The organism is Spirulina major PCC 6313, assembly GCF_001890765.1.
GTDB lineage: Bacteria > Cyanobacteriota > Cyanobacteriia > Cyanobacteriales > Spirulinaceae > Spirulina > Spirulina major.
In genome coordinates, this window is record NZ_KV878783.1 from 4,166,275 (window position 1) to 4,186,262 (window position 19,988).

Annotated in this window: 21 protein-coding genes and 2 pseudogenes; 16 read left to right on the plus strand and 7 right to left on the minus strand. The window is 53.5% G+C overall.

Translation table 11 applies throughout. From position 1 onward, the window contains the following. Positions 1-249: 249 nt before the first annotated feature. Positions 250-903, plus strand: a complete 654-nt coding sequence (locus SPI6313_RS18440) for a hypothetical protein (RefSeq protein ID WP_072622309.1) — start codon at positions 250-252, stop codon at positions 901-903. On the opposite strand, the gene ctpA is transcribed toward SPI6313_RS18440, so the two are convergent. After that, complete coding sequence (ctpA, locus tag SPI6313_RS18445) at positions 858-2,111, minus strand: carboxyl-terminal processing protease CtpA (RefSeq protein ID WP_072622310.1); 1,254 nt, start codon at positions 2,109-2,111, stop codon at positions 858-860. The two genes, SPI6313_RS18440 and ctpA, sit on opposite strands and share 46 nt — an antisense overlap. Before the next feature lie 394 nt (positions 2,112-2,505). Between ctpA and petB the strand changes: the two genes are divergently transcribed. From petB to SPI6313_RS23700, 7 genes are all read left to right on the plus strand, one after another. Next, positions 2,506-3,174 (plus strand): cytochrome b6, encoded by a 669-nt coding sequence (gene petB, locus SPI6313_RS18450; protein WP_072622311.1) that lies wholly within the window; start codon positions 2,506-2,508, stop codon positions 3,172-3,174. An 85-nt stretch (positions 3,175-3,259) separates the two neighbouring features. Then, positions 3,260-3,742, plus strand: a complete 483-nt coding sequence (gene petD / locus SPI6313_RS18455) for a cytochrome b6-f complex subunit IV (RefSeq protein WP_072622312.1) — start codon at positions 3,260-3,262, stop codon at positions 3,740-3,742. A 167-nt stretch (positions 3,743-3,909) separates the two neighbouring features. After that, entirely contained in the window at positions 3,910-4,947 is a 1,038-nt protein-coding gene (gene glpX, locus SPI6313_RS18460; RefSeq protein WP_072622313.1) for a class II fructose-bisphosphatase, read from the plus strand. Positions 4,948-5,165: 218 nt separating this feature from the next. Continuing rightward, positions 5,166-6,452, plus strand: coding sequence for a glutamyl-tRNA reductase (locus SPI6313_RS18465; RefSeq protein WP_072622314.1), 1,287 nt, complete (start codon positions 5,166-5,168; stop codon positions 6,450-6,452). Positions 6,453-6,548: 96 nt separating this feature from the next. Continuing rightward, a complete protein-coding gene (locus SPI6313_RS18470; RefSeq protein ID WP_072622315.1) occupies positions 6,549-6,890 on the plus strand; it encodes a histidine triad nucleotide-binding protein in 342 nt (113 codons plus the stop codon). Between the two features lie 118 nt (positions 6,891-7,008). Next, positions 7,009-8,091 (plus strand): photosystem II q(b) protein, encoded by a 1,083-nt coding sequence (gene psbA, locus SPI6313_RS18475; protein ID WP_072619476.1) that lies wholly within the window; start codon positions 7,009-7,011, stop codon positions 8,089-8,091. A gap of 127 nt (positions 8,092-8,218) precedes the next feature. Continuing rightward, positions 8,219-8,452, plus strand: a complete 234-nt coding sequence (locus SPI6313_RS23700) for a helix-turn-helix domain-containing protein (protein ID WP_483881764.1) — start codon at positions 8,219-8,221, stop codon at positions 8,450-8,452. On the opposite strand, the pseudogene SPI6313_RS23105 reads toward SPI6313_RS23700, so the two are convergent. The 3 genes and pseudogenes from SPI6313_RS23105 to SPI6313_RS18485 all read right to left on the minus strand — a co-directional run. Continuing rightward, positions 8,449-8,619: pseudogene (locus SPI6313_RS23105) on the minus strand (FAD-dependent oxidoreductase); the annotation flags it as partial. The gene SPI6313_RS23700 and the pseudogene SPI6313_RS23105 overlap by 4 nt on opposite strands. A gap of 42 nt (positions 8,620-8,661) precedes the next feature. Beyond that, positions 8,662-9,786 (minus strand): RNA-guided endonuclease InsQ/TnpB family protein, encoded by a 1,125-nt coding sequence (locus SPI6313_RS18480; protein WP_072622316.1) that lies wholly within the window; start codon positions 9,784-9,786, stop codon positions 8,662-8,664. Between the two features lie 85 nt (positions 9,787-9,871). After that, complete coding sequence (locus tag SPI6313_RS18485; protein WP_072622317.1) at positions 9,872-10,969, minus strand: FAD/NAD(P)-binding protein; 1,098 nt, start codon at positions 10,967-10,969, stop codon at positions 9,872-9,874. A gap of 91 nt (positions 10,970-11,060) precedes the next feature. Between SPI6313_RS18485 and SPI6313_RS18490 the strand changes: the two genes are divergently transcribed. The 5 genes and pseudogenes from SPI6313_RS18490 to SPI6313_RS18510 all read left to right on the plus strand — a co-directional run. Beyond that, positions 11,061-11,849, plus strand: coding sequence for a CobW C-terminal domain-containing protein (locus tag SPI6313_RS18490; protein WP_072622318.1), 789 nt, complete (start codon positions 11,061-11,063; stop codon positions 11,847-11,849). Continuing rightward, positions 11,846-12,658: a metallophosphoesterase family protein gene (locus tag SPI6313_RS18495; protein ID WP_072622319.1), complete on the plus strand. Its 813-nt coding sequence runs from the start codon at positions 11,846-11,848 to the stop codon at positions 12,656-12,658. Before SPI6313_RS18490 ends, SPI6313_RS18495 begins: the two co-directional genes overlap by 4 nt. Positions 12,659-12,694: 36 nt before the next feature. Then, a complete protein-coding gene (locus tag SPI6313_RS18500; protein ID WP_072622320.1) occupies positions 12,695-13,429 on the plus strand; it encodes a metallophosphoesterase family protein in 735 nt (244 codons plus the stop codon). A 126-nt stretch (positions 13,430-13,555) separates the two neighbouring features. Then, a complete protein-coding gene (locus SPI6313_RS18505) occupies positions 13,556-14,620 on the plus strand; it encodes a GTP-binding protein (RefSeq protein WP_072622321.1) in 1,065 nt (354 codons plus the stop codon). 85 nt (positions 14,621-14,705) lie between these two features. Continuing rightward, a pseudogene (locus SPI6313_RS18510) lies at positions 14,706-15,066 on the plus strand (hypothetical protein); the annotation flags it as partial. Positions 15,067-15,111: 45 nt separating this feature from the next. Here the strand turns inward: SPI6313_RS18510 and SPI6313_RS18515 are convergent. From SPI6313_RS18515 to SPI6313_RS18525, 3 genes are all read right to left on the minus strand, one after another. Next, entirely contained in the window at positions 15,112-16,293 is a 1,182-nt protein-coding gene (locus SPI6313_RS18515) for an RtcB family protein (RefSeq protein ID WP_072622323.1), read from the minus strand. A 42-nt stretch (positions 16,294-16,335) separates the two neighbouring features. Continuing rightward, positions 16,336-16,737 (minus strand): thioredoxin domain-containing protein, encoded by a 402-nt coding sequence (locus SPI6313_RS18520; protein ID WP_072622324.1) that lies wholly within the window; start codon positions 16,735-16,737, stop codon positions 16,336-16,338. Between the two features lie 147 nt (positions 16,738-16,884). Continuing rightward, positions 16,885-17,754: a DUF72 domain-containing protein gene (locus SPI6313_RS18525; protein ID WP_072622325.1), complete on the minus strand. Its 870-nt coding sequence runs from the start codon at positions 17,752-17,754 to the stop codon at positions 16,885-16,887. A 66-nt stretch (positions 17,755-17,820) separates the two neighbouring features. On the opposite strand from SPI6313_RS18525, the gene ndhL reads away from it, so the two are divergent. Genes ndhL through SPI6313_RS18540 form a run of 3 tightly spaced genes read left to right on the plus strand, consistent with a single transcriptional unit; the run spans position 17,821 to position 19,858 of the window. Continuing rightward, positions 17,821-18,051 carry an NAD(P)H-quinone oxidoreductase subunit L gene (gene ndhL / locus SPI6313_RS18530; protein WP_072622326.1) on the plus strand — a complete coding sequence of 77 codons (231 nt, stop codon included), beginning with the start codon at positions 17,821-17,823 and terminating at the stop codon, positions 18,049-18,051. After that, positions 18,051-18,383 carry a DUF3007 family protein gene (locus SPI6313_RS18535; RefSeq protein ID WP_072622327.1) on the plus strand — a complete coding sequence of 111 codons (333 nt, stop codon included), beginning with the start codon at positions 18,051-18,053 and terminating at the stop codon, positions 18,381-18,383. The genes ndhL and SPI6313_RS18535 overlap by 1 nt, the downstream gene beginning before the upstream one ends. An 8-nt stretch (positions 18,384-18,391) precedes the next feature. Then, positions 18,392-19,858, plus strand: coding sequence for a DEAD/DEAH box helicase (locus SPI6313_RS18540; protein WP_072622328.1), 1,467 nt, complete (start codon positions 18,392-18,394; stop codon positions 19,856-19,858). The last annotated feature ends 130 nt before the right edge of the window (positions 19,859-19,988 follow it).

The window sequence follows — 19,988 nt, forward strand, 5'->3', positions numbered from 1 at the left end:
GTAAAGATTCTTGCATAATTATCGCAATTCAAGGGCAATATTCTCGAAATGTAACGTTTTAAGAACAACCATCACACAACTGATTAATCAGTCAAGGTGATTTTGTTAATTTCCTCACTGTCGGGCTGTTTCAAGAACATTCAAACCCTCAAAAATTGCATTAAAATCAGGGTGTTTCGACCGTTTTGCCTCGGTTATTCTCCCAATATTCTTGTTAGGATAAAGGGAGATGCAACCAGAGGAGATTCTATGGCATCCCCACAAAAGATTAAACAGTACCTTGCCTATTGGGTTCAGCTTGGCAAGGGAATTGTGATTGGCGATCGCCCTCCGGTGTACTGCAAGACAGTGTTGGCGCAGGAAACCTACTGCAACGAATTTGAATCCCTTTGGCAACAGGTCGAAGCCCGTCACGGCGAAGGATGCCACATCACCGGTACGGATCAGGAATTGGCAGAACTGTTTTCAGAACAATGGAATGTGACGGCCTGCTATCGGTGTGAACTCCTCGTTCCCCAAAAAGTACGGGGTATGCCTGCCACCACCTGTCCCTGTGCCGACCTCGACACCTGGCCCAACCTAGAGATTCCTAAACCCCGGCTTCCCCTCAGCAGCAATGGACATCTCGCCAAAATTCGCCACCGCCTCACCGGGCTGCCCCATCCGGTCAAGTCTTCCCAACCGTTACCCTATGACCCAAGTCTGGCGGAAAGTGCGGGGGTGGACTGTGCGCTCAAGCTCCATCTGGCGAAAGCCCAAAAAGCGACCACAGCCCCAGGACAGCCTCAATTCCCTCAAGCGCATCGCAGCGATCGCCTCCCATCTGATCGGGTGATGCCGGCGGCCTTTCCCGCTGATCAGCCCGCCACCTCCGACTGTGATGAAGCAGAGGTGAGTTGTTGAGCGAGGCGATCGATTGCCGTTTGATATTGCAAATCCCGCGCTGAGGCGATGTCCTGCCGCGTGATTGGGTCTTGAGACACAACATAATCCGGCAGGATGCCGAGGCGATGGATGTCATGGTGATTGGGGGTTTCGTATTTCGCCACCGTCACCGCTAGCCCAGAATCATCCGGGAGTTCAAACAGGGATTGGATTAACCCTTTGCCAAAGGTGCGATCGCCGATCAGTTCTGCCCGACCATTATCCTGTAATGCCCCGGCTAAGATTTCGCTCGCGCTGGCAGTACCTTTATTCACCAGCACGACCAGGGGGGCGGTGGTGAGGGCATTATGGGCGGCAGTAAAACTGTCAAACATCCCTTGACGGTTGACGGTGTAGACAATGGTGGCATCATTGAGCCACAGTCCTGCAATTTCAATCCCGGCCTGAAGGAGTCCCCCCGGATTATTGCGCAGGTCGAGGATATACCCTTCGGCTCCTTGGCGTTGGAGTCGGGCGAGGGCGTGTTCTAGCTCGCGGTAGGCGTTGGCGCTGAATTGCGAAAGACGGAGGTAGCCGATGGGGGTATCGAGAAGGCGGGTATCGAGTTCGGCCACCACTGGATTCAGGTCAATGCGATCGCGCACCACTTTAAACTCATACGCTGCCTCCGTATCCGGTCGCGCCACCTCCAGGGTGACAGCCGTTCCCCGTGGGCCCCGCATCAGATTCGCCGCCTCTTCGAGGGATAATTGTTCAGTGGGATGATGGTCAATGGCCAGAATGCGATCGCCCGCCAAAATCCCCGCTTGATCCGCCGGCGAATCAGCGATCGGAGCCACCACCTCTAACTGATGGCTCGTGGGATTGAGATCAATCTGTAATCCCACCCCCGACAGCGACCCCGACGTACTCACCTGCAAGCTGCGATACTGCTCGGGCCGCAACAGCCGCGTAAAGGGATCATCCAACGTCCCCAGCATTTCCTCAATCGCCCCATAGGCCGCCTCACGATCCGGCAGCGATCGCCGCAAATAATCCTGGCGCAGTCGCCACCAATTGTGATCATTAAACGTGTCATCTAAATAGGCTTGATTGACAATCCGCCATGCTTGCAAAAAAATCTTTTGATCCTCGGAAAACGCATGAGCCACCGGCATCACGCCCCAACTCACCAACCCGATCAGCAAACACAACGCAAAATTGACCCAAAATTGACGGTTCTTCATTAGTTAATAGTTGCCAAGCTGAGTTAACCCCCCAAAATGGGATGTGCGCCTCATCCCCCTAGGGCTACTTTTCGGTATTATAGTTCTTACGTGTCGGAGCACCATAACCCAAGTGACTCCACACACCGAACTCAATCGTCAGCATATTCGTCCAAGTCGCGGGCTGGCAGTTCGAGACGTTAAACGGGCGCAAATGAAAGACACAGAATTTCCTCAAAAAGATTCGCCCTCTTCAGACGCGCCAACTCTCTAGTTCTCAACCAGGCCAACGTTTGGATTGAGTGAGACCCTCGTCTATTGTGGCTAGGATGACCATCCACCACCGTCGCCTGATTGTGTCACTAGAGAATCTGTCAACGCATTCCTTCATTACCCAGCACTGAATTCAAGCTCCATGTTTACCAAACAAGTCACTGACTCCAAAGCATATCAATGGTTTCAGGAGCGTCTTGAGATCCAAGCCATCTCAGATGACATCAGCAGCAAATACGTCCCCCCCCATGTCAATATTTTCTATTGCCTGGGCGGTGTGACACTGGTCTGCTTCCTAATCCAATTTGCCACAGGCTTCGCCATGACCTTCTATTACCGTCCCACGGTAACGGAAGCGTTCAACTCCGTTCAATACCTGATGACCGAAGTAAATTTCGGGTGGTTGATTCGTTCAGTCCATCGCTGGTCCGCCAGCATGATGGTGCTGATGATGATCCTCCACGTCTTCCGCGTCTACTTGACCGGTGGCTTCAAGCGTCCCCGTGAACTCACCTGGATCACGGGTGTTGTGATGGCGGTGCTGACGGTGTCCTTCGGGGTAACCGGCTACTCTTTGCCGTGGGATCAAGTGGGCTACTGGGCGGTGAATATCGTCTCTGGTGTGCCGGCTGCGATTCCCGTCGTGGGCGATCAAATGGTTGAACTGATGCGCGGTGGCGTATCGGTGGGCCAAGCGACCCTCACTCGTTTCTACAGTCTCCACACCTTTGTGTTGCCGTGGATGATTGCTGTGTTCATGCTGGCTCACTTCTTGATGATCCGCAAACAAGGCATCTCTGGCCCCCTCTAAGGTGCGCCATCAAACCTGAGGCTGTTTCCATAGCTTGTTGACCGTTAGCACCGACTAACACTGAATAAGGAGAAATTACACTATTATGTCCACGCTGAAAAAGCCTGACTTAAGTGATCCGAAGATGCTCGCAAAACTTGCGAATGGCATGGGTCACAACTATTACGGAGAACCGGCTTGGCCCAATGACCTGCTCTACACCTTCCCAATTGTGATCATGGGAACGATCGCCTTGATTGTGGGTCTGGCGGTGCTTGACCCGGCCATGGTGGGTGAACCGGCGAACCCCTTCGCGACTCCCCTGGAAATTCTGCCGGAATGGTATCTCTACCCCACGTTCCAAATTTTGCGCGTGGTTCCCAATAAACTGTTGGGGATTGTGGCTCAAGGGGCGATTCCCATGGGCTTGATGCTCGTGCCGTTCATTGAAAACGTGAATAAATTCCAAAACCCGTTCCGTCGCCCGGTGGCTACGGCGGTTTTCATGTTTGGAACGGTGGTGACCTTGTGGCTCGGCGCGGGTGCTCTGTTCCCCATTGACACCTCTTTGACCTTGGGCTTGTTCTAGAGCTGCGTCACACTCCCTGGATTGGAATCAAAAAGAACCCTGCGATCGCAGGGTTCTTTTTGATCTCCCCTGATCCCGCGTGATCCCCCCTTGGTGATAGACTTTTCCTTGGCATCTGTTATGATACGTCGCCTAAATACGATTTAAAAATAAGAGGACTAGACTCTGTGGAAAGTACGCTTGGATTAGAAATTATTGAAGTTGTTGAACAAGCTGCCCTCGCCTCCGCGAAATGGATGGGGAAAGGGGAAAAGGACACCGCCGATGAAGTAGCTGTCGAAGCGATGCGGGAGCGGATGAACAAAATTCACATGCGGGGCCGCATCGTGATCGGGGAAGGTGAACGTGACGATGCCCCCATGCTCTACATCGGCGAAGAAGTGGGGATTTGCACCCAAGAAAACGCCGCTGCGTTCTGCAATATGGAAGAACTAGTCGAGATCGATATTGCGGTTGATCCCTGTGAAGGTACTAACCTCGTTGCTTACGGTCAACCGGGTTCGATGGCGGTGCTGGCTATTTCCGAAAAAGGTGGGCTGTTTGCAGCACCTGACTTCTACATGAAGAAATTGGCAGCTCCTCCGGCGGCCAAAAACCACGTTGACATCAACAAAACGGCCACCCAAAACCTGCAAATTTTGTCGGAATGTCTCGATCGCTCCATTGAAGAATTGGTGGTGGTGGTGATGGATCGGTCTCGCCACAAAGACCTGATCGCTGAAATCCGCACTGCTGGGGCACGGGTGCGCTTAATTAGTGATGGTGACGTTTCGGCGGCGCTGTCCTGTGCGTTTGCTGGGACGAACATTCACGCTCTGATGGGGATTGGGGCGGCTCCCGAAGGGGTGATTTCGGCGGCGGCAATGCGCTGCTTGGGTGGTCACTTCCAAGGTCAACTGATCTACGATCCCGAAGTGGTGAAAACCGGTCTGATCGGTGAAAGCAAAGAAGGCAATATTGCTCGCCTCAACAGTATGGGTATCACGGACATTGACCGGGTGTATGATGCGCAGGAACTGGCGTGCGGTGAGACGGTGTTGTTTGCTGCTTGTGGGATTACCCCTGGTACGTTGATGGATGGTGTGCGTTTGTTCCATGGTGGCGCTCGCACCCAAAGCTTGGTCATTTCGAGCCAATCTAAAACGGCTCGTTTTGTGGATACGGTGCATATGTTCGACCAACCCAAATACATCCAATTGCGCTAGGGTTGATGCCTAGTTGCCCGGTTTAACGGGCTAAACTCCCTCGATGTCTGGTGCTATGACCGGATCGAGGGAGTTTTTGATGGCGCGATCGCGCTCCAGCCTACAACGGGCCAGGGTGTAAATTTTTTGTTAAATCTTATTACTGACAATCATGGCCCTGGAGGGAAATGTCCAACAATAGGCAGGTAATGTAACAGAGCGTTTAACACTAAATTTTTATGAACATTGCAGTGGTTGGCTTAAGCCACAAGACCGCACCCGTGGAAGTGCGTGAAAAGCTCAGTATTCCTGAATCGGAAATTGAGGCTGCGATCGCCCACCTCAAAACCTATCCGCACATTGAAGAAGTGGCGATCCTCAGCACCTGTAACCGCTTAGAGATCTACTTTGTCGCGACGGAAAGTGAACCCGGTGTCGTCGAAATCACGCAATTTCTCTCGGAAAAAAGTGGATTGCCGCTCCTGCAACTGCGCCGCCACCTGTTCACCCTGCTCCATCAAGATGCGTTGCGCCACCTGATGCGCGTTGCCGCCGGGCTGGATAGCTTGGTGCTGGGTGAAGGGCAAATTCTCGCCCAAGTGAAAACCACCCATAAGCAAGCGCAGAAATATAAAGGGATTGGCCGCCTCCTCGATCGCCTCTTTAAACAAGCGATCACGGCGGGCAAGCGGGTGCGCACGGAAACCAACATCGGCACGGGGGCGGTGTCGATCTCCTCAGCGGCGGTGGAATTGGTGCAGATCAAGCGGGATGACCTCGATCACTGCAAGATTGCGATCATCGGAGCAGGCAAGATGTCGCAACTCTTGGTGAAACACCTCTCCTCAAAAGGGGTGCAGGAAATCACTGTGGTTAATCGGTCGCTAAAGCGATCGCAAGACCTCGCCAAGCAATTTCCGGATGTGTCCTTGGTGTTGCGACCCTTGGATGAAATGCTCGATGCGATCGCCGCTTCTGACATCACCTTCACCAGCACCGGAGCCACCGAACCCATCGTCGATCGCGCCAAACTGAGCAGCGTCCTCACCCCCAACCAACCTTTGATGCTCGTGGACATTTCCGTCCCGCTCAACGTTCACCAGGACGTGGAAGAACTCCCCCACGTACAAAACTTCAACGTTGACGATCTCAAAGCCGTTGTCGCCCAAAACACCGCCCAACGCCGCCAAATGGCCCAAGAAGCCGAAACCCTCCTCGAAGAAGAAGTGGCCGCCTACGAAGTGTGGCGACGCTCCCTCGAAACCGTCCCCACGATCAACTCCCTGCGGCACAAAATCGAAGGCATCCGCGAGCAAGAACTCGAAAAAGCCCTCTCCCGCCTGGGGGTTGAATTTGCCGACAAGCACCAAGAGGTGATCGAAGCCCTCACGCGGGGCATCGTCAATAAAATCCTCCATGAACCCATGGTGCAACTGCGGGCCCAGCAAGACATTGAAGCTCGCCGCAAAGCCGTGCAATCCCTCCATCTCCTGTTTAATCTCGATTCCAGCGAACAATATTCGTAACCTGGACTTGTTCGACCGTTCTGCCTGGTTTTCGTGACTCTGCAAGGGGTGCGATCGCCGGGCAGGATGCTGATTACTGTTCTTCACCTCCCAACTATGAGCGACACCATTTTTGGCAAAATCATTCGCCGTGAAATTCCCGCCGATATCGTTTACGAAGACGATCTTTGTCTTGCCTTCAACGACATCAGCCCCCAAGCCCCCACCCATATTTTGGTCATCCCCAAAAAAAACATTCCCCGCCTCTCCGACTCCCACAGCGAAGATCACGCCATTCTCGGTCACCTGCTTTGCATGGTGCGCCAAATTGCCGCCAACGCCGGCCTAAGCAACGGCTATCGCGTCGTGATTAACAACGGCCAAGATGGCGGGCAAACCGTAGACCATCTCCATCTCCACATCTTGGGCGGTCGCGCCATGGCCTGGCCCCCCGGTTGATTTCTGAGAATCTCCGGCGATCCCTTTACAATTCGCAATGATTTCTTTATAATGGGCGGTAGGTTATCCACATTATTTTCCGGATACCCGTAAATTTCAGTTAAGCAATAATCTGAATATGACAACTACAGTTCAAACCCAACAAGGCGGTTCCGTTTGGGAACGCTTTTGCCAATGGGTCACCAGCACCAACAACCGCCTCTACGTGGGCTGGTTTGGTGTCTTGATGATCCCCACCCTCTTGACCGCCACCACCTGCTTCATCATCGCCTTCATCGCTGCTCCCCCCGTGGACATCGACGGCATCCGTGAACCCGTGGCCGGTTCTCTCCTCTACGGCAACAACATCATCTCCGGTGCTGTTGTGCCTTCCTCAAACGCTATCGGTTTGCACTTCTACCCGATCTGGGAAGCTGCTTCCCTCGATGAGTGGCTGTACAACGGTGGCCCTTACCAACTGGTGATTTTCCACTTCCTGATCGGCATCTTCTGCTACATGGGTCGTCAGTGGGAACTCAGCTACCGCCTCGGTATGCGTCCTTGGATTTGTGTTGCATACTCTGCACCCGTCTCCGCCGCTTCCGCAGTGTTCCTCATCTACCCCATGGGTCAAGGGTCCTTCTCCGACGGCATGCCCCTCGGAATCTCCGGAACCTTTAACTTCATGCTCGTGTTCCAAGCCGAGCACAACATCCTGATGCACCCCTTCCACATGCTCGGTGTGGCTGGTGTCTTCGGTGGTGCTTTGTTCTCCGCCATGCACGGTTCCTTGGTGACTTCCTCCCTAGTGCGGGAAACCACCGAAATCGAAAGCCAAAACTACGGCTACAAATTCGGACAAGAAGAAGAAACCTACAACATCGTTGCAGCCCACGGCTACTTCGGTCGTCTCATCTTCCAATACGCTTCCTTCAACAACTCCCGCGCTCTGCACTTCTTTTTAGGTGCATGGCCCGTGATTGGGATTTGGTTCACCGCCTTGGGTGTGTCCACGATGGCATTCAACCTGAACGGGTTCAACTTCAACCAATCGGTGCTCGATAGCCAAGGTCGCGTCATCAATACCTGGGCGGACATCCTGAACCGCGCTAACCTCGGTTTTGAAGTGATGCACGAACGCAATGCCCACAACTTCCCCTTAGATTTGGCTTCTGCTGAGTCTGCGCCTGTGGCTTTGACCGCTCCTGCGATTAACGGTTAATTGACACGCTCTTGAGCTAGGTTGAATAACTGAATCAGAAAGCCCCCTCAGTTGAGGGGGCTTTCTGCTGTTTTAGAAAAATCTAGCCTTCAAAATCTTGAAGTTCGGTTTTGGTTTCTGTTGACGCATTTTTAAGGGACAACGATATGCCCAGATCGCACAAGATTATGGCTGCACCCCTGGCCATGTGAAAGATACCAGTTACAAACTGTGGCGATTACTGCCCGATGTCTTGGATGAACCGATTCATAAAACCAATTTAATCGCGACCCTGGAACGATTGGACTTGGATACGGCCGATGCGCGATCGCCCGATTTGTATCCCAATGCGATCGCGCCCTCGTTCGACATATCCCATTAAATGGGGCATGATCGCCGCTTGAAGTCTTTAATCAGCGCGGGCATAATGCGCTCAATGGCGAGCCTGGCACCAAAGAGGTTACGCGCCACCGGCCCCAGTTGCAGGGCAGCAGCTCCCCCCATGATGAACAGGTTGCAGCCTGGCCAGCGCAGTTGATCATCCAAAACGGTTGACTTACTCCCCCGTTTAGAAAACGGGGGATTCTGGGATCAAACAGCAATAGCAGGCAACGCCTGTCTGACATCACCTAACCCAATGGCTGAAGCCCCAGCCACTTTAATATTCATCGCCGCATTCTCATCCCGGTCATTCTCTGCCGAGCAACTGGGACACCGCCAATGGCGAGTCTCTAAATCCAGATGCTCCAAAATATGACCACAACTTGAACAGGCCTTGCTCGAAGGGAACCAGCGGTCAACATAGACCACCCGCTTCCCCTTCTTCGTCGCCACCCACTCCAGGATTTGCAGAAACTCCCGAAACGCCAAATCACTCACCTTACGCCCCCAGAGCCGCTGCATCGCCTTGAGGTTCAAGGTTTCAAAACACAGCACATCAAACTGATTCGTCAGTTGATGGGCTAACTTCCAAAACCAGTCCCGCCGTCGATGGGCAATATCTTCATGCTTGCGGGCTAAGTTTAATCGGGCACGTTCCCGATTCGCTGAACCCTTTTGCTTACGGGACAACTCTCGACTCGCTTTGCGAACTGCATTGAGTGACTGCTTGAAGAACAAGGGTGCATCAATCTTGAATCCCTCAGAACAGGTCAGAAACGTCTTGAGTCCAAAATCAAAACCAGCAATGTTACCTGTCTCGGTTTTGACTTGGGGTTCTGACAGGGTATCTACCGTGACAATCATGAACAGTTCTCCCAAGGGAGTTCGTTTAATCGTCACGGTCTTGACCTTGCCCTCAATGGGGCGAGAGTTCCAATATTGATAGACTTTGTTCCCAATCCTGACCCGGTTGCCACCGAGGAATTTGTACCCAGCTTGCTTGAGGGTGAAGGATTTGTATTTTCGGGTTTTCTTGAAGTTGGGCGGTCGAACGCTTCTATCTTTGTGTTTGAAGAACAGTTGATAGGCTTTCTCAATTCGTTGGCAGATATCCTGTACGGCTTGAGAACCCACCTGCAACCACCAGGGGTTCCGTTTCCGAAGCTTGGCGATGTGTTTTTGTAGTCGGGCGCAGTTCAAGTGCTTGCCCCACATTCGGTAGTACCGTTTGTGGAGGGCAACACAATGGTTGTAGATACGCCCTGCGGCATTGATTGTCCGCTTGAGGTATCTATTCCGCTTATGCTGGTAGAGCTTGAACTTGAGCGTTTTCATGGTTGCTATGATACCTCGGTATCACGGCTGAATAAATTCAGCCCTTCGCTTATATCCCCCGTTTGGAAAACGGGGGCTTTACGCTTTACATTCGTAAGCCATTGACCACGGGAATCGGGTGGGTTGTGCGAATTTGGTCTAACAGAGGCCATTGATTCACATCCAGTGTGCTGCCCGTGGCGAGCCAGATGCGATCAATAGGGAGATGGGCAATGCAATCATGGGCAGCCGATTGATCACAGTTCACTTGCCAGGCATCCCCTTTCCACTGGGCTGAGCGCACTTCGCATTGTTCATAAAATGAGAGTTTGCCCTCCCGTTCCAGGCGGCGCAGTTTGGTGAGAATGGTAGGGGTGAGGGAACCGCCGTTACGGGCCGATTGAATCATCTGCCAGCGGGTTTGCCAATCGGTTTCGGCGTGAAACCCATTGAGATATTTGGGCCCCAGCCATCCGGGTTCGGCATCGAAGAGCTTTTCATAAAAAGTGCGCCGCGCCATCATGATCACCCTTGCGCCACGGGCGATCGCCCCCACGGCTAGATGCCCACTGGTCAGCCCACTCCCCACAATTAAAATCGTTTCGTCCCTCAACTGCGGTAGGGTTTGCAGATCAACGTGATGGGCATGACGCAGGCGATCCTGGGGGTAATGAGAGGATAGGGTTTGCATCCATGGGGGATAGTTGGGTCTTCCCCCGGCGATCGCTAACACCACCCGCTTCGCCGTCAGTTCCCGACCGTCAGCCAGTCCGAGACGGAACCGCTGCCATCCCCGCCGATGGAGCAGATCAATGCGGTGTACCTGGGTCGGGATCACTCGCTCTTGTAGATCCCAGCGGCGGATCACCTCCTGGCAAAAGTCGTAGAACAGTTGGGTTCCGGGGAGGGCATAGGGGGGAAACAGTTCCGCCGGGCGAGATTCGGCAAAGGCGCGGAGGGCGTGGGGATTGGGGTCGGGATGGTGAACAGCGGGCGATCGCAAATGCGGAATCTCATAGGCGGCAAACTGGTGCTGCCACTGGTGCAGCCAATCCCCCGCCGGATCGAGTACCACAAAGCGATGACGCATGGACTTTTTCTTTTTCAGGAGGTGCGTAACCAGGGTTAACGCCTGGGGGCCGCCGCCCACAATGGCGATATCAACAGTGTTCGGCAAAGACGGCACATCTGAGAGCGATCGCATAGTAGAAAACTAAAGAGTTGCATTAAACACTGTAGCTCAATATGATAATGATTATCATTCTAAACTTTACTCCATTTTGAAACAGGATTTCATGAGTTCCGTGACATTAATTGCGGTGGCTGGGCCAACGGGTAGCGGCAAAACCACATGGATGAGCCAGTTCCTACAAGACCCGAACCGTTCTTTGTTCTACTGCTGTCCCGGAGCGGGTGCGGGTTCGGTGGATCAGGTGCGGATTGCCTATCGCTTTCCCTGGGTGCAGTTGATTCCGGAGCACCAAGCTCAGCAGGTCTTAACCACCTTGCCAGACCAGGCGCGAGTTTATTTTGAGGTGGGTTTTCACCTTGATCTTGACTCGCCGTTTTTTGCTGCGCTGCCCTGCCATCACGTGGCAGTGTTGCCGCCGGAACTGACGGCTTCGGAGTGGCACGACTGGGCCGATGAAGTGATTCCCGGTAACGCCATCACGGTTCCGACCTCTGATAACCTGCCGGAATTGTGGCGATCGCCCCTCACTGGACAGGTATTTGATCCTCCGAGTTTGGATGAGATGTTGATCGAACTGACCAGCGGTGCTTACGGGAGGGTGCAGCGTGCCAAGGGAATTTTTGAATTGCCCGATGGACGGGCCTTTTACGTTGACTTTCTCGAAGGCTTACAGGGGATCGAATACACAGAATTGAGCATTCCCCGCTGGCTAGAGGGCCGCCCCAATCGCTTAAGCGGCATTGAAGTGGTGGGCTGGAACTTGGATAAAGATGCGATCGCCCAAACCGTCCTCGATGGGTGCTTATCCGATAGCATCATTGCCCAATACCAAGAACAATACAAAGCCTTAATATCTGACGAAACTAATCCAGAGGAGACAATCCTGGCATGAAATTAGCCGTTATGTCCTGCATCCATGGCAACTATGAAGCACTTAACGCGGTGTTGTCGGATATTGATGATCAAAACGCCGATCAGATCTACTGCTTGGGGGATTTAGTTGGTTATGGCCCCCACCCGAATGCAGTGGTGGAGATGATTCGCTCCCTTGATATTCCCACGGTTCAGGGCTGCTGGGATGAAGATATTGTCGAGGGGTTAAACGCCTGCGAATGCAGTTATCCGTCGCAATTAGCAGAAAAACGGGGACGCTTAGCCCATGAATGGACAAACGAGGCCATTCATCCAGAGGTGCGCGAGTATCTGGCAACCCTGCCCATGACCCTGAAGCGGGATAATCTCTGTTTTGTCCATGGCAGTCCCAATAGTCAGCACGAGTATCTCTTGCCCAGTATGGATGGCTTTGCGGCCCTAGAACGAGTCCTGGCGGTTGATGCCGATGTGTTGTTTTGTGGCCATACCCATGTGCCCTATGTGCGGCGTTTGGAAAATGGCACCTTAACGGTACAGGTGCAGCAACCTGGTCGAGATCCTTCAGAAACCCAGTTCACAACCCCTGTTAAACAGATTATTAATGCTGGTTCCGTGGGAGAACCCCGCCACGGTCGCCCCAACGCCACCTATGTGATTTACGACACCGATACCACCCAAGTCAGCCTCCGGGAAGTCGCCTACGACTACGAAAAAACCTGTGCTGACATTCTGGAAAAAGGGTTGCCGCCGATCTTTGCCTGGCGATTAGCGCGGGGCATGGAGTTTGCAGAACGAGCCGATGACCCAAGTCATGTGTGTCAGCGGTAAGGAAGTGGGGAGTTTTGAATATCAGGAGGTGAGTCGATGCATTGGGCGATTTTGAGCGGGATTGAGGGGAATTTGGCGGCCTATGAGGCGGTGTTGCAGGATATTCGGCGGCAGCGTCATCCGGTGACGACCCTCTTTATTTTGGGGGATGTGGTGGGGCTGAAGGGGGATAATGAGGCGCTGATTCGGCGACTGCGATCGCCCCGTCCCGGTGAACTCGAACCTCAGATTTGTGTGGGCTGGTGGGAGGAGCAATGCTTTAGCCTCCATGGGCTGAGGGAGGTAACCGATGCTCCCGAACTTCTGGCGCAATTCGGAGGGGATGGGGTGAAGCAACTGTGGGATTCGGTATCGCGGGAGTTGGTGCGGTGGTTGCGATCGCTCCATTTTGGTTTTCATGAGTTGGATTGCCTCCTGATACACGGCAGTATGGCGGGCTATGCCGATGAACTCACCCCCGCAACTCCCGCCATTCAGTTGTGCGATCGTCTGATTCGCGCCGATGCCAATACGCTATTCTGCGGGCGATCGGGGCTGAGTTTTGAATGTTGGGTGACACCGCATGAGTTGCGATCGACCCTCACGACCTTAGACGGAACCCAAGACCCCCAAGAACAGGGCAAAACCGCCCGCCGCGTCGTCGGGGTGGGCAATGTTGGCCGCAAGCCCAACCAAGCCACCTATACCCTCTACAACCCCGGCAATGATCAAGTCACCTTTAGAACCATTGCCTACGACCGTGCCAAAGGGTTTGGCGTTTCCAAAGTTTGATATTCCCAAAATAGCGAGGTTATTCGAGAGGAGCGATCGCCCCATGACCTGACATCCTGAATATTTTTAATGTAGAAGTTCGCAAATAACCCAACCTAGTTTATTTACTCAACCAAGGCATTAATTATGACATCCCCATCGTCCGAACTATCGATCAAACGAGGAATACCTGTGACCATTATCACGGGTTTTCTAGGCAGTGGTAAAACAACACTGTTGAACCATATTCTCAGCAACAACAACAATTTAAAAGCTGCTGTCTTGGTGAATGAATTTGGTGACATCAATATCGATAGCCAGTTGCTTGTCTCGGTTGATCAAGAGATGGTCGAACTCAGTAACGGCTGTATTTGTTGTACAATCAATGATGACTTAGTTGATGCAGTTTACCGGATCTTAGAACGAGGAAAACAGGTCAACTGTCTTGTGATTGAAACCACAGGTTTAGCCGATCCTTTACCAATTATCTTGACCTTTCTCGGCACTGAATTGCGGGATTTCACTCATCTTGATTCCATTATCACGATGGTTGATGCAGAGGTGTTTACGCCTGACCACTTTGACAGCGAAGCAGCACTTCAGCAAATTATCTGTGCAGATGTCACTATCTTGAATAAAACAGATTTAGCGGCTCCTGAAAAAGTGAAGCAATTAGAAACCTACATCGGAACAATGAAAAGTGGAGCGAGAATTCTCCATAGCCAACAAGGTCAAGTGCCCCTGCCGCTCATTCTCGATGTGGGCTATAACGACCCCGCTGCCTATGCTGCTCTGGTGCAGGAGGAAATTGAGCAGACAGAACACGATCGCGCTCATGGGCATCACCACCACGACCACGGGCATCATCATGATCACGATCATGACCATCACGAACATGAACATCATCATCACCATTCCTCCCATTTAGAGAATGATGGGTTTGTTTCGATCGCCTTTGAAAGCGATCGCCCCTTCCAGGTTGAAAAGTTTGAACAGTTCTTGCAAGAAAAACTACCGCAAAATGTATTTCGAGCTAAAGGCATTCTCTGGTTTCAAGAAAGCGAACTCCGCAACATTTTTCAGCTCAGTGGCCCTCGATTTGACCTAAGAGGCGAAGAATGGCACACCCCACCTCGCAACCAGCTTATTTTTATCGGGCGACATCTCAATGGGGATGAACTACGGCAACATCTCAACGATTGCCTCGCCTGATCCCCAGTCTTTCAGCATGGGAGTCGTGTGCTCGAAGGAGTAGATCGCAGTGCGATCGCTCCTCAATAACGACCAATGAACAGCGGGGCATGACGGCATTGTTGACAATGGGCAAATTCTCAATGATGAAACCGTTGCGGTTTTGGTCAAGCAAGCGATCGCCGAAGCCGGGTCTGATATTGTCGCGCCCTCGGACATGATGGATGGTCGCGTTGGTGCGGTTCGCCAAGGGCTGGATGCGACAGGGTGGATCAACCTGGGCATTCTGGCCTATTCCGCGAAATACGCCTCGGCATACGATGGGCCGTTCCGCGATGCCTTCCAAAAGGGTTGGATTGATGAGCAAAAGGTGATCTTGGAAACCCTGCTGAGCATGAAGCGGGCAGGAGCCGATGTGATCTCTGACCTATTTCGCGAAAGAGGGTGCGATCGCGCTTCAGAAATAACGATGGTCATTGTCGTAACCCACCATTGAACTGTGCGATCGCACCCTACCCCTTCACACAGACCACCTGTTTCAAAGTGGCGACAATTTCCACCAGATCGGCTTGATTATTCATCACCGTTTCGATGGACTTATAGGCGCTGGGAATTTCATCGAGAACGTGCTGATCTTTACGGCATTCGATCCCCTCCGTTTGGGCCACCAAATCATCAACAGTGAACTGTTTTTTGGCTTTGGTGCGGGACATTTGCCGCCCGGCTCCGTGGCTGCAACTGCAATAGCTGTGGGCATTGCCTTTGCCTTTGACAATGTAGGATTTTGCACCCATGGAACCGGGGATGATGCCGTAGTCTTCGCGGCGGGCCCGGACGGCTCCCTTGCGGGTGACGTAGACTTCTTCGCCAAAGTGGACTTCTTTTGCGGCGTAGTTGTGGTGACAGTTGACGGTTAACAGGGGTTGGGTGGGTTTGCCGCCGGCCAGGTGTTGCTCGACAATCCGTTTAAACCGGGCCATCATTACCTCGCGGTTATAGCGGGCGTAATTTTGCGCCCATTGGAGATCACGCCAATAGGCGGCAAATTCGGGGGTTCCGGTGACGAAGTAGGATAGATCCGGGTCGGGGATTTTACGATCGCTGAGTTTTTGCAGGGTTTTGGCGGTGTCGATGTGGCATTGGGCAAGTTTGTTGCCGATATGCCGCGAACCGGAATGGAGCATTAACCAGACGTGATCATCAGCATCTAAACAGAGTTCGATGAAGTGATTGCCGCCACCGAGGGAACCCAGTTGCTGCATGGCTTTACCGTCTAAACGTTGCACGCCGGGATGGAGGGTTTTAAACTCGCGCCAGCCTTGCCAGTTGGTGACGGCGCGATCGCACTCCCGATTCGATTCAAATCCCACGGGAATCGCCGCTTCAATATCGAGGCGAATCCGCTTTAACTTTCCCTCTAATTGATCGCCGTGAAACGGTAGTTTTACCGCTGCCATGCCGCAGCCAATATCCACTCCCACGGCGGCGGGGATAATCGCTTCGTGGGTGGCGATGACGGAGCCAACTAACGCCCCTTTCCCCAAATGCACATCGGGCATCAGGGCAACGTGTTTAAACACGAAGGGCAACGAGGCGACATTTTTCGCCATCTGGGTTTCGGCAGAACCGAGGGGATGACCGGCCCAAGACAGGACAGGCTTCGGACTAGACAGGTTTAAGGATGCGTAGGGCATGGGAGTTTCCCAAATTCGCTTGTAGTATCATAATACATAAAACTACAGATCGCCAAATCCCGATAATTCTGCCAATGTTTCGAGGCTCATCACGCCGCGATGATACTCACCGTTAATCTTCCAGGTGGGATAGGCTTGAATGTTATTCATCGCACATAATGCCGGACTGGCGGGCTGTTCCCCACCCGGTTCGCATTCGAGATAGATACCGTAGCGCACTAGCCAATCTTCCGGGCCAAACTGGGCCCGCTGGGCGCGACAGTGGGGACACCAATAGGCACTGTAGACGCGGGCGTTAATGCGGCTGAGGTGACGGGCGAGGGCTTCGACGCGCTCCGGTGCGATCGCATCTTGTTCTCTCATTTGAGCATGAACGGTGGAAATGGCGGGGGGAAGCGTGATCGCCGTACAAAACAGAACCAAACAAAGTGTAAAGCGCAACATAAGCTCACTCAACCAAACCAGAACCCCTCAATCCTACCCTTCTCACCCCTCAGACGAAATCTGCATCAACCTTGCCCGCTAATGATCCGAGGCCCTCAGTCTGCGCTGTTTTGGGGTATCAAAGTCGGATTTCGTATCACTCCCCACTCAAAACAGGCTCAATTGTTGGGGCGGTTCGGGGAGCGTGTCCCAGGGGAGAGGCGGTAAATGGGGCGCGATCGCTTGCAACTGATGGTAGAACTGGCGGGCGGTGTGGGGGGAATGCTCTTCCTGGGGGCAGTGGACGAAAAAATAAACAGTCTTGCCTTCGATGAGCCATTGCGCCACTTGATGAACCCAAAAATTTTGGGTGATTTCGTTGTATTGCGGGTCGGGATGGGTGATCCAGCGGATCAAGACGATGGGGGCGGGGCAGTGGGGGAGAACGGGAAGATCGGGTTTGTGGTTGCGGGATCGGGCTTGGGGGTTGTCGGGGCAGCGGTAGATGGGGCGGGTGTCGAGGCAGACCGGGGTGATCGCGTCGAGGAGGGGAGCGAGGCGATCGCGCCCTGTTGGGGTGAACCAGTCCGGGTGACGCAGTTCGAGGCCAAGGGGATGATCCGTGGGGAGGGCGGCGAAAAATTGGGCGAGATCGTCGCTGTGGGCGGGGCTGTAACTGGGGGGAAGTTGGGCGAACACGGGGCCGAGGCGATCGCCCAATCCAGTTTTTAAATGGTTCAGAAATGCGATCGCGCCCTCGATCTGTCCCATGAGCGGCCCCTGATGGGTGACAGTTTTGGGAAATTTTGGGCAGAATTTAAACCCCGGCGGCATGGTGTCGCGCCAACGGTGCAGCGTTGCCGCATCAGGAACAGCGTAAAAAGTGGTATTACCCTCAACGGCGATGAAGCGATCGCAATACAAGGGCAAAAACTCCCGCGCCGGAGCCTTGGCCGGATAGAACGACCCCACCCAGCCGGGAAACGCCCACACGGCACAACCGAGATAAAATTGCCCCACGTTTTGCCCCTGACTCATCAACTCTCACCCCAAACGTCCAGCTAAAACGGTACAATAAACCGGAAATATTGGCTTGTCTTGACTATGATGCTTGATGTCAACAGTCCCCAGTTTATCGCCCTCATCTATCTTGTCTTGAGCGGGTTATATCTTGTCGTGCTTCCCGCTGGTCTCTATGCGTATCTCAATCTGCGCTGGTATGTGGCCAGTTCCATTGAGCGCGTGATTATGTACTTTTTCGTGTTTCTGCTGTTCCCTGGGCTGCTGCTCCTGAGTCCGTTTTTGAATCTTCGTCCCAAACGAGCTGAATCCTAATGCGCCGAATTGATGCGATCGCCCTCACCTTTGGTCTTTTCCTCGGTGGGGGTGCGATTTATCTCCTCTTTCGAGCGATCGGGTTTGATAATCTGTCCGCCGGCATTTGGAGTCAAGCCATTCTGATCGGGGGTCTGATTGGCTGGTTGGCCACCTATGTCTTTCGGGCCCTCACCAAAGGCATGACCCTCAATGAACAGATGCAAAACTACAAAGAAGCAGTGCTGCGTAAACGTCTAGAGGAAATGACCCCAGAAGAACTGGCCCAACTGCAAGCGGAAATCGAAGCCGACGAAGCCGCCGCCACCGAATCCCAGAGCGACCCCTCCTAACCCACCCCATGGCCCGCGCCCCGAAACTCACCTACGATCGCGGCACATTAATTTTGCATCCCCCCCCACGCGGCAAAGGGTGGATCGACTTTGCCACCTGGGACGATCGCATCGAAAAATTTCGCATTCCCGCCCAGCATTATCGCAGCCTCGTGGAAACCCTCCAGGGCGATCAGGTGGAGTTTGTCGATGAAGCCAAGGCGTTTTTTCCCCTCGACCTCAACGCTAATTTTCAAAAAAACCCCTATCCCCACCAAGCCGAAGCCCTCCAGGCCTGGAAAAAGTCCGAGCGGCAAGGGGTTGTGGTTCTCCCCACGGCAGCGGGTAAAACCTTTCTGGCTCAATTGGCGATCGCTTCCACCCCCCGATCCACCCTCATCGTTGTTCCTACCCTGGACTTGATGCACCAATGGTATGCCGAACTAGAGGCGGCCTTTCCGGGGGTGGAATTGGGGCTATTGGGGGGTGGATCGAAGGATCGCACCGCGATTTTGGTGGCCACCTATAACAGTGCGGCGATCCAGGCGGAAACCCTAGGGAATCTCTACGGGTTGCTGATTTTTGATGAATGCCACCATTTACCGACGGATTTTTTTCGGGTGATTGCGGAATATGCGATCGCCCCCTATCGCCTCGGCCTCAGTGCCACCCCCGAACGCGCCGATGATTCCCACCAAGAGCTAGACCACCTGATCGGCCCGATTATTTATCGCAAAGCCCCCGATGATCTGTCCGGCAACACCCTTGCTGACCATGAAGTGCGGCAAATCAAAGTGAGCCTGTCGGCAGAAGAGCGCGATCGCTACGACGACGCGATCCAAACCCGCAACCAATTTTTACAAGACTCGCGGATCTTTCTCGGTAGTTTAGAGGGTTGGCAGGAATTCGTGCGGGCTTCGGCGCGATCGGCCGCCGGTCGTCGGGCCATGCTCGCCCACCGCGAGGCAAAAGCGATCGCCAATGGCACCGACAGCAAACTCCGCACCCTCGCTGAACTGATCGCCACCCATTACCCCGCTCGGATCTTGATCTTCACCAACGACAACGCCACGGTTTACCGCATCTCCCGCGAATTCCTCATTCCCGCTCTCACCCATCAAACCCCCGTCAAAGAACGCCATCACATCCTCGGCAAATTTCGCCGGGGCGAGTATGGTGCGATCGCCGCCTCCCATGTCCTCAACGAAGGGGTTGATGTGCCCGATGCCCAGATCGCGATCATCCTCTCCGGCACAGGTTCAACGCGGGAATATGTGCAACGTCTGGGCCGCGTCTTACGCAAAGGCAACAGCCCCGATAAACTCGCCATCCTCTACGAAGTGATCGCCACCGACACCAGCGAAGAACGCACCTCCGAACGCCGCCGCAGCACCCCCCAACCCGCCGCCGCCCAACTCGAACTCCTGCCCCGTTACAGCACCGGCCGCCCCACCCCCAAAGCTGCCGAATCCACCCCACCCGACTATGATGTTTAAGCAGAGGCGGGGAGTATCCAGGAGAGTATCAATATGTTGAGGGATGCTCCATTCAGGTCATCAGTCAAGATACTCTAACACTATGGGGTGTTATCCATGCGCAACTCGTTATCCAACCCCATATTGCTTC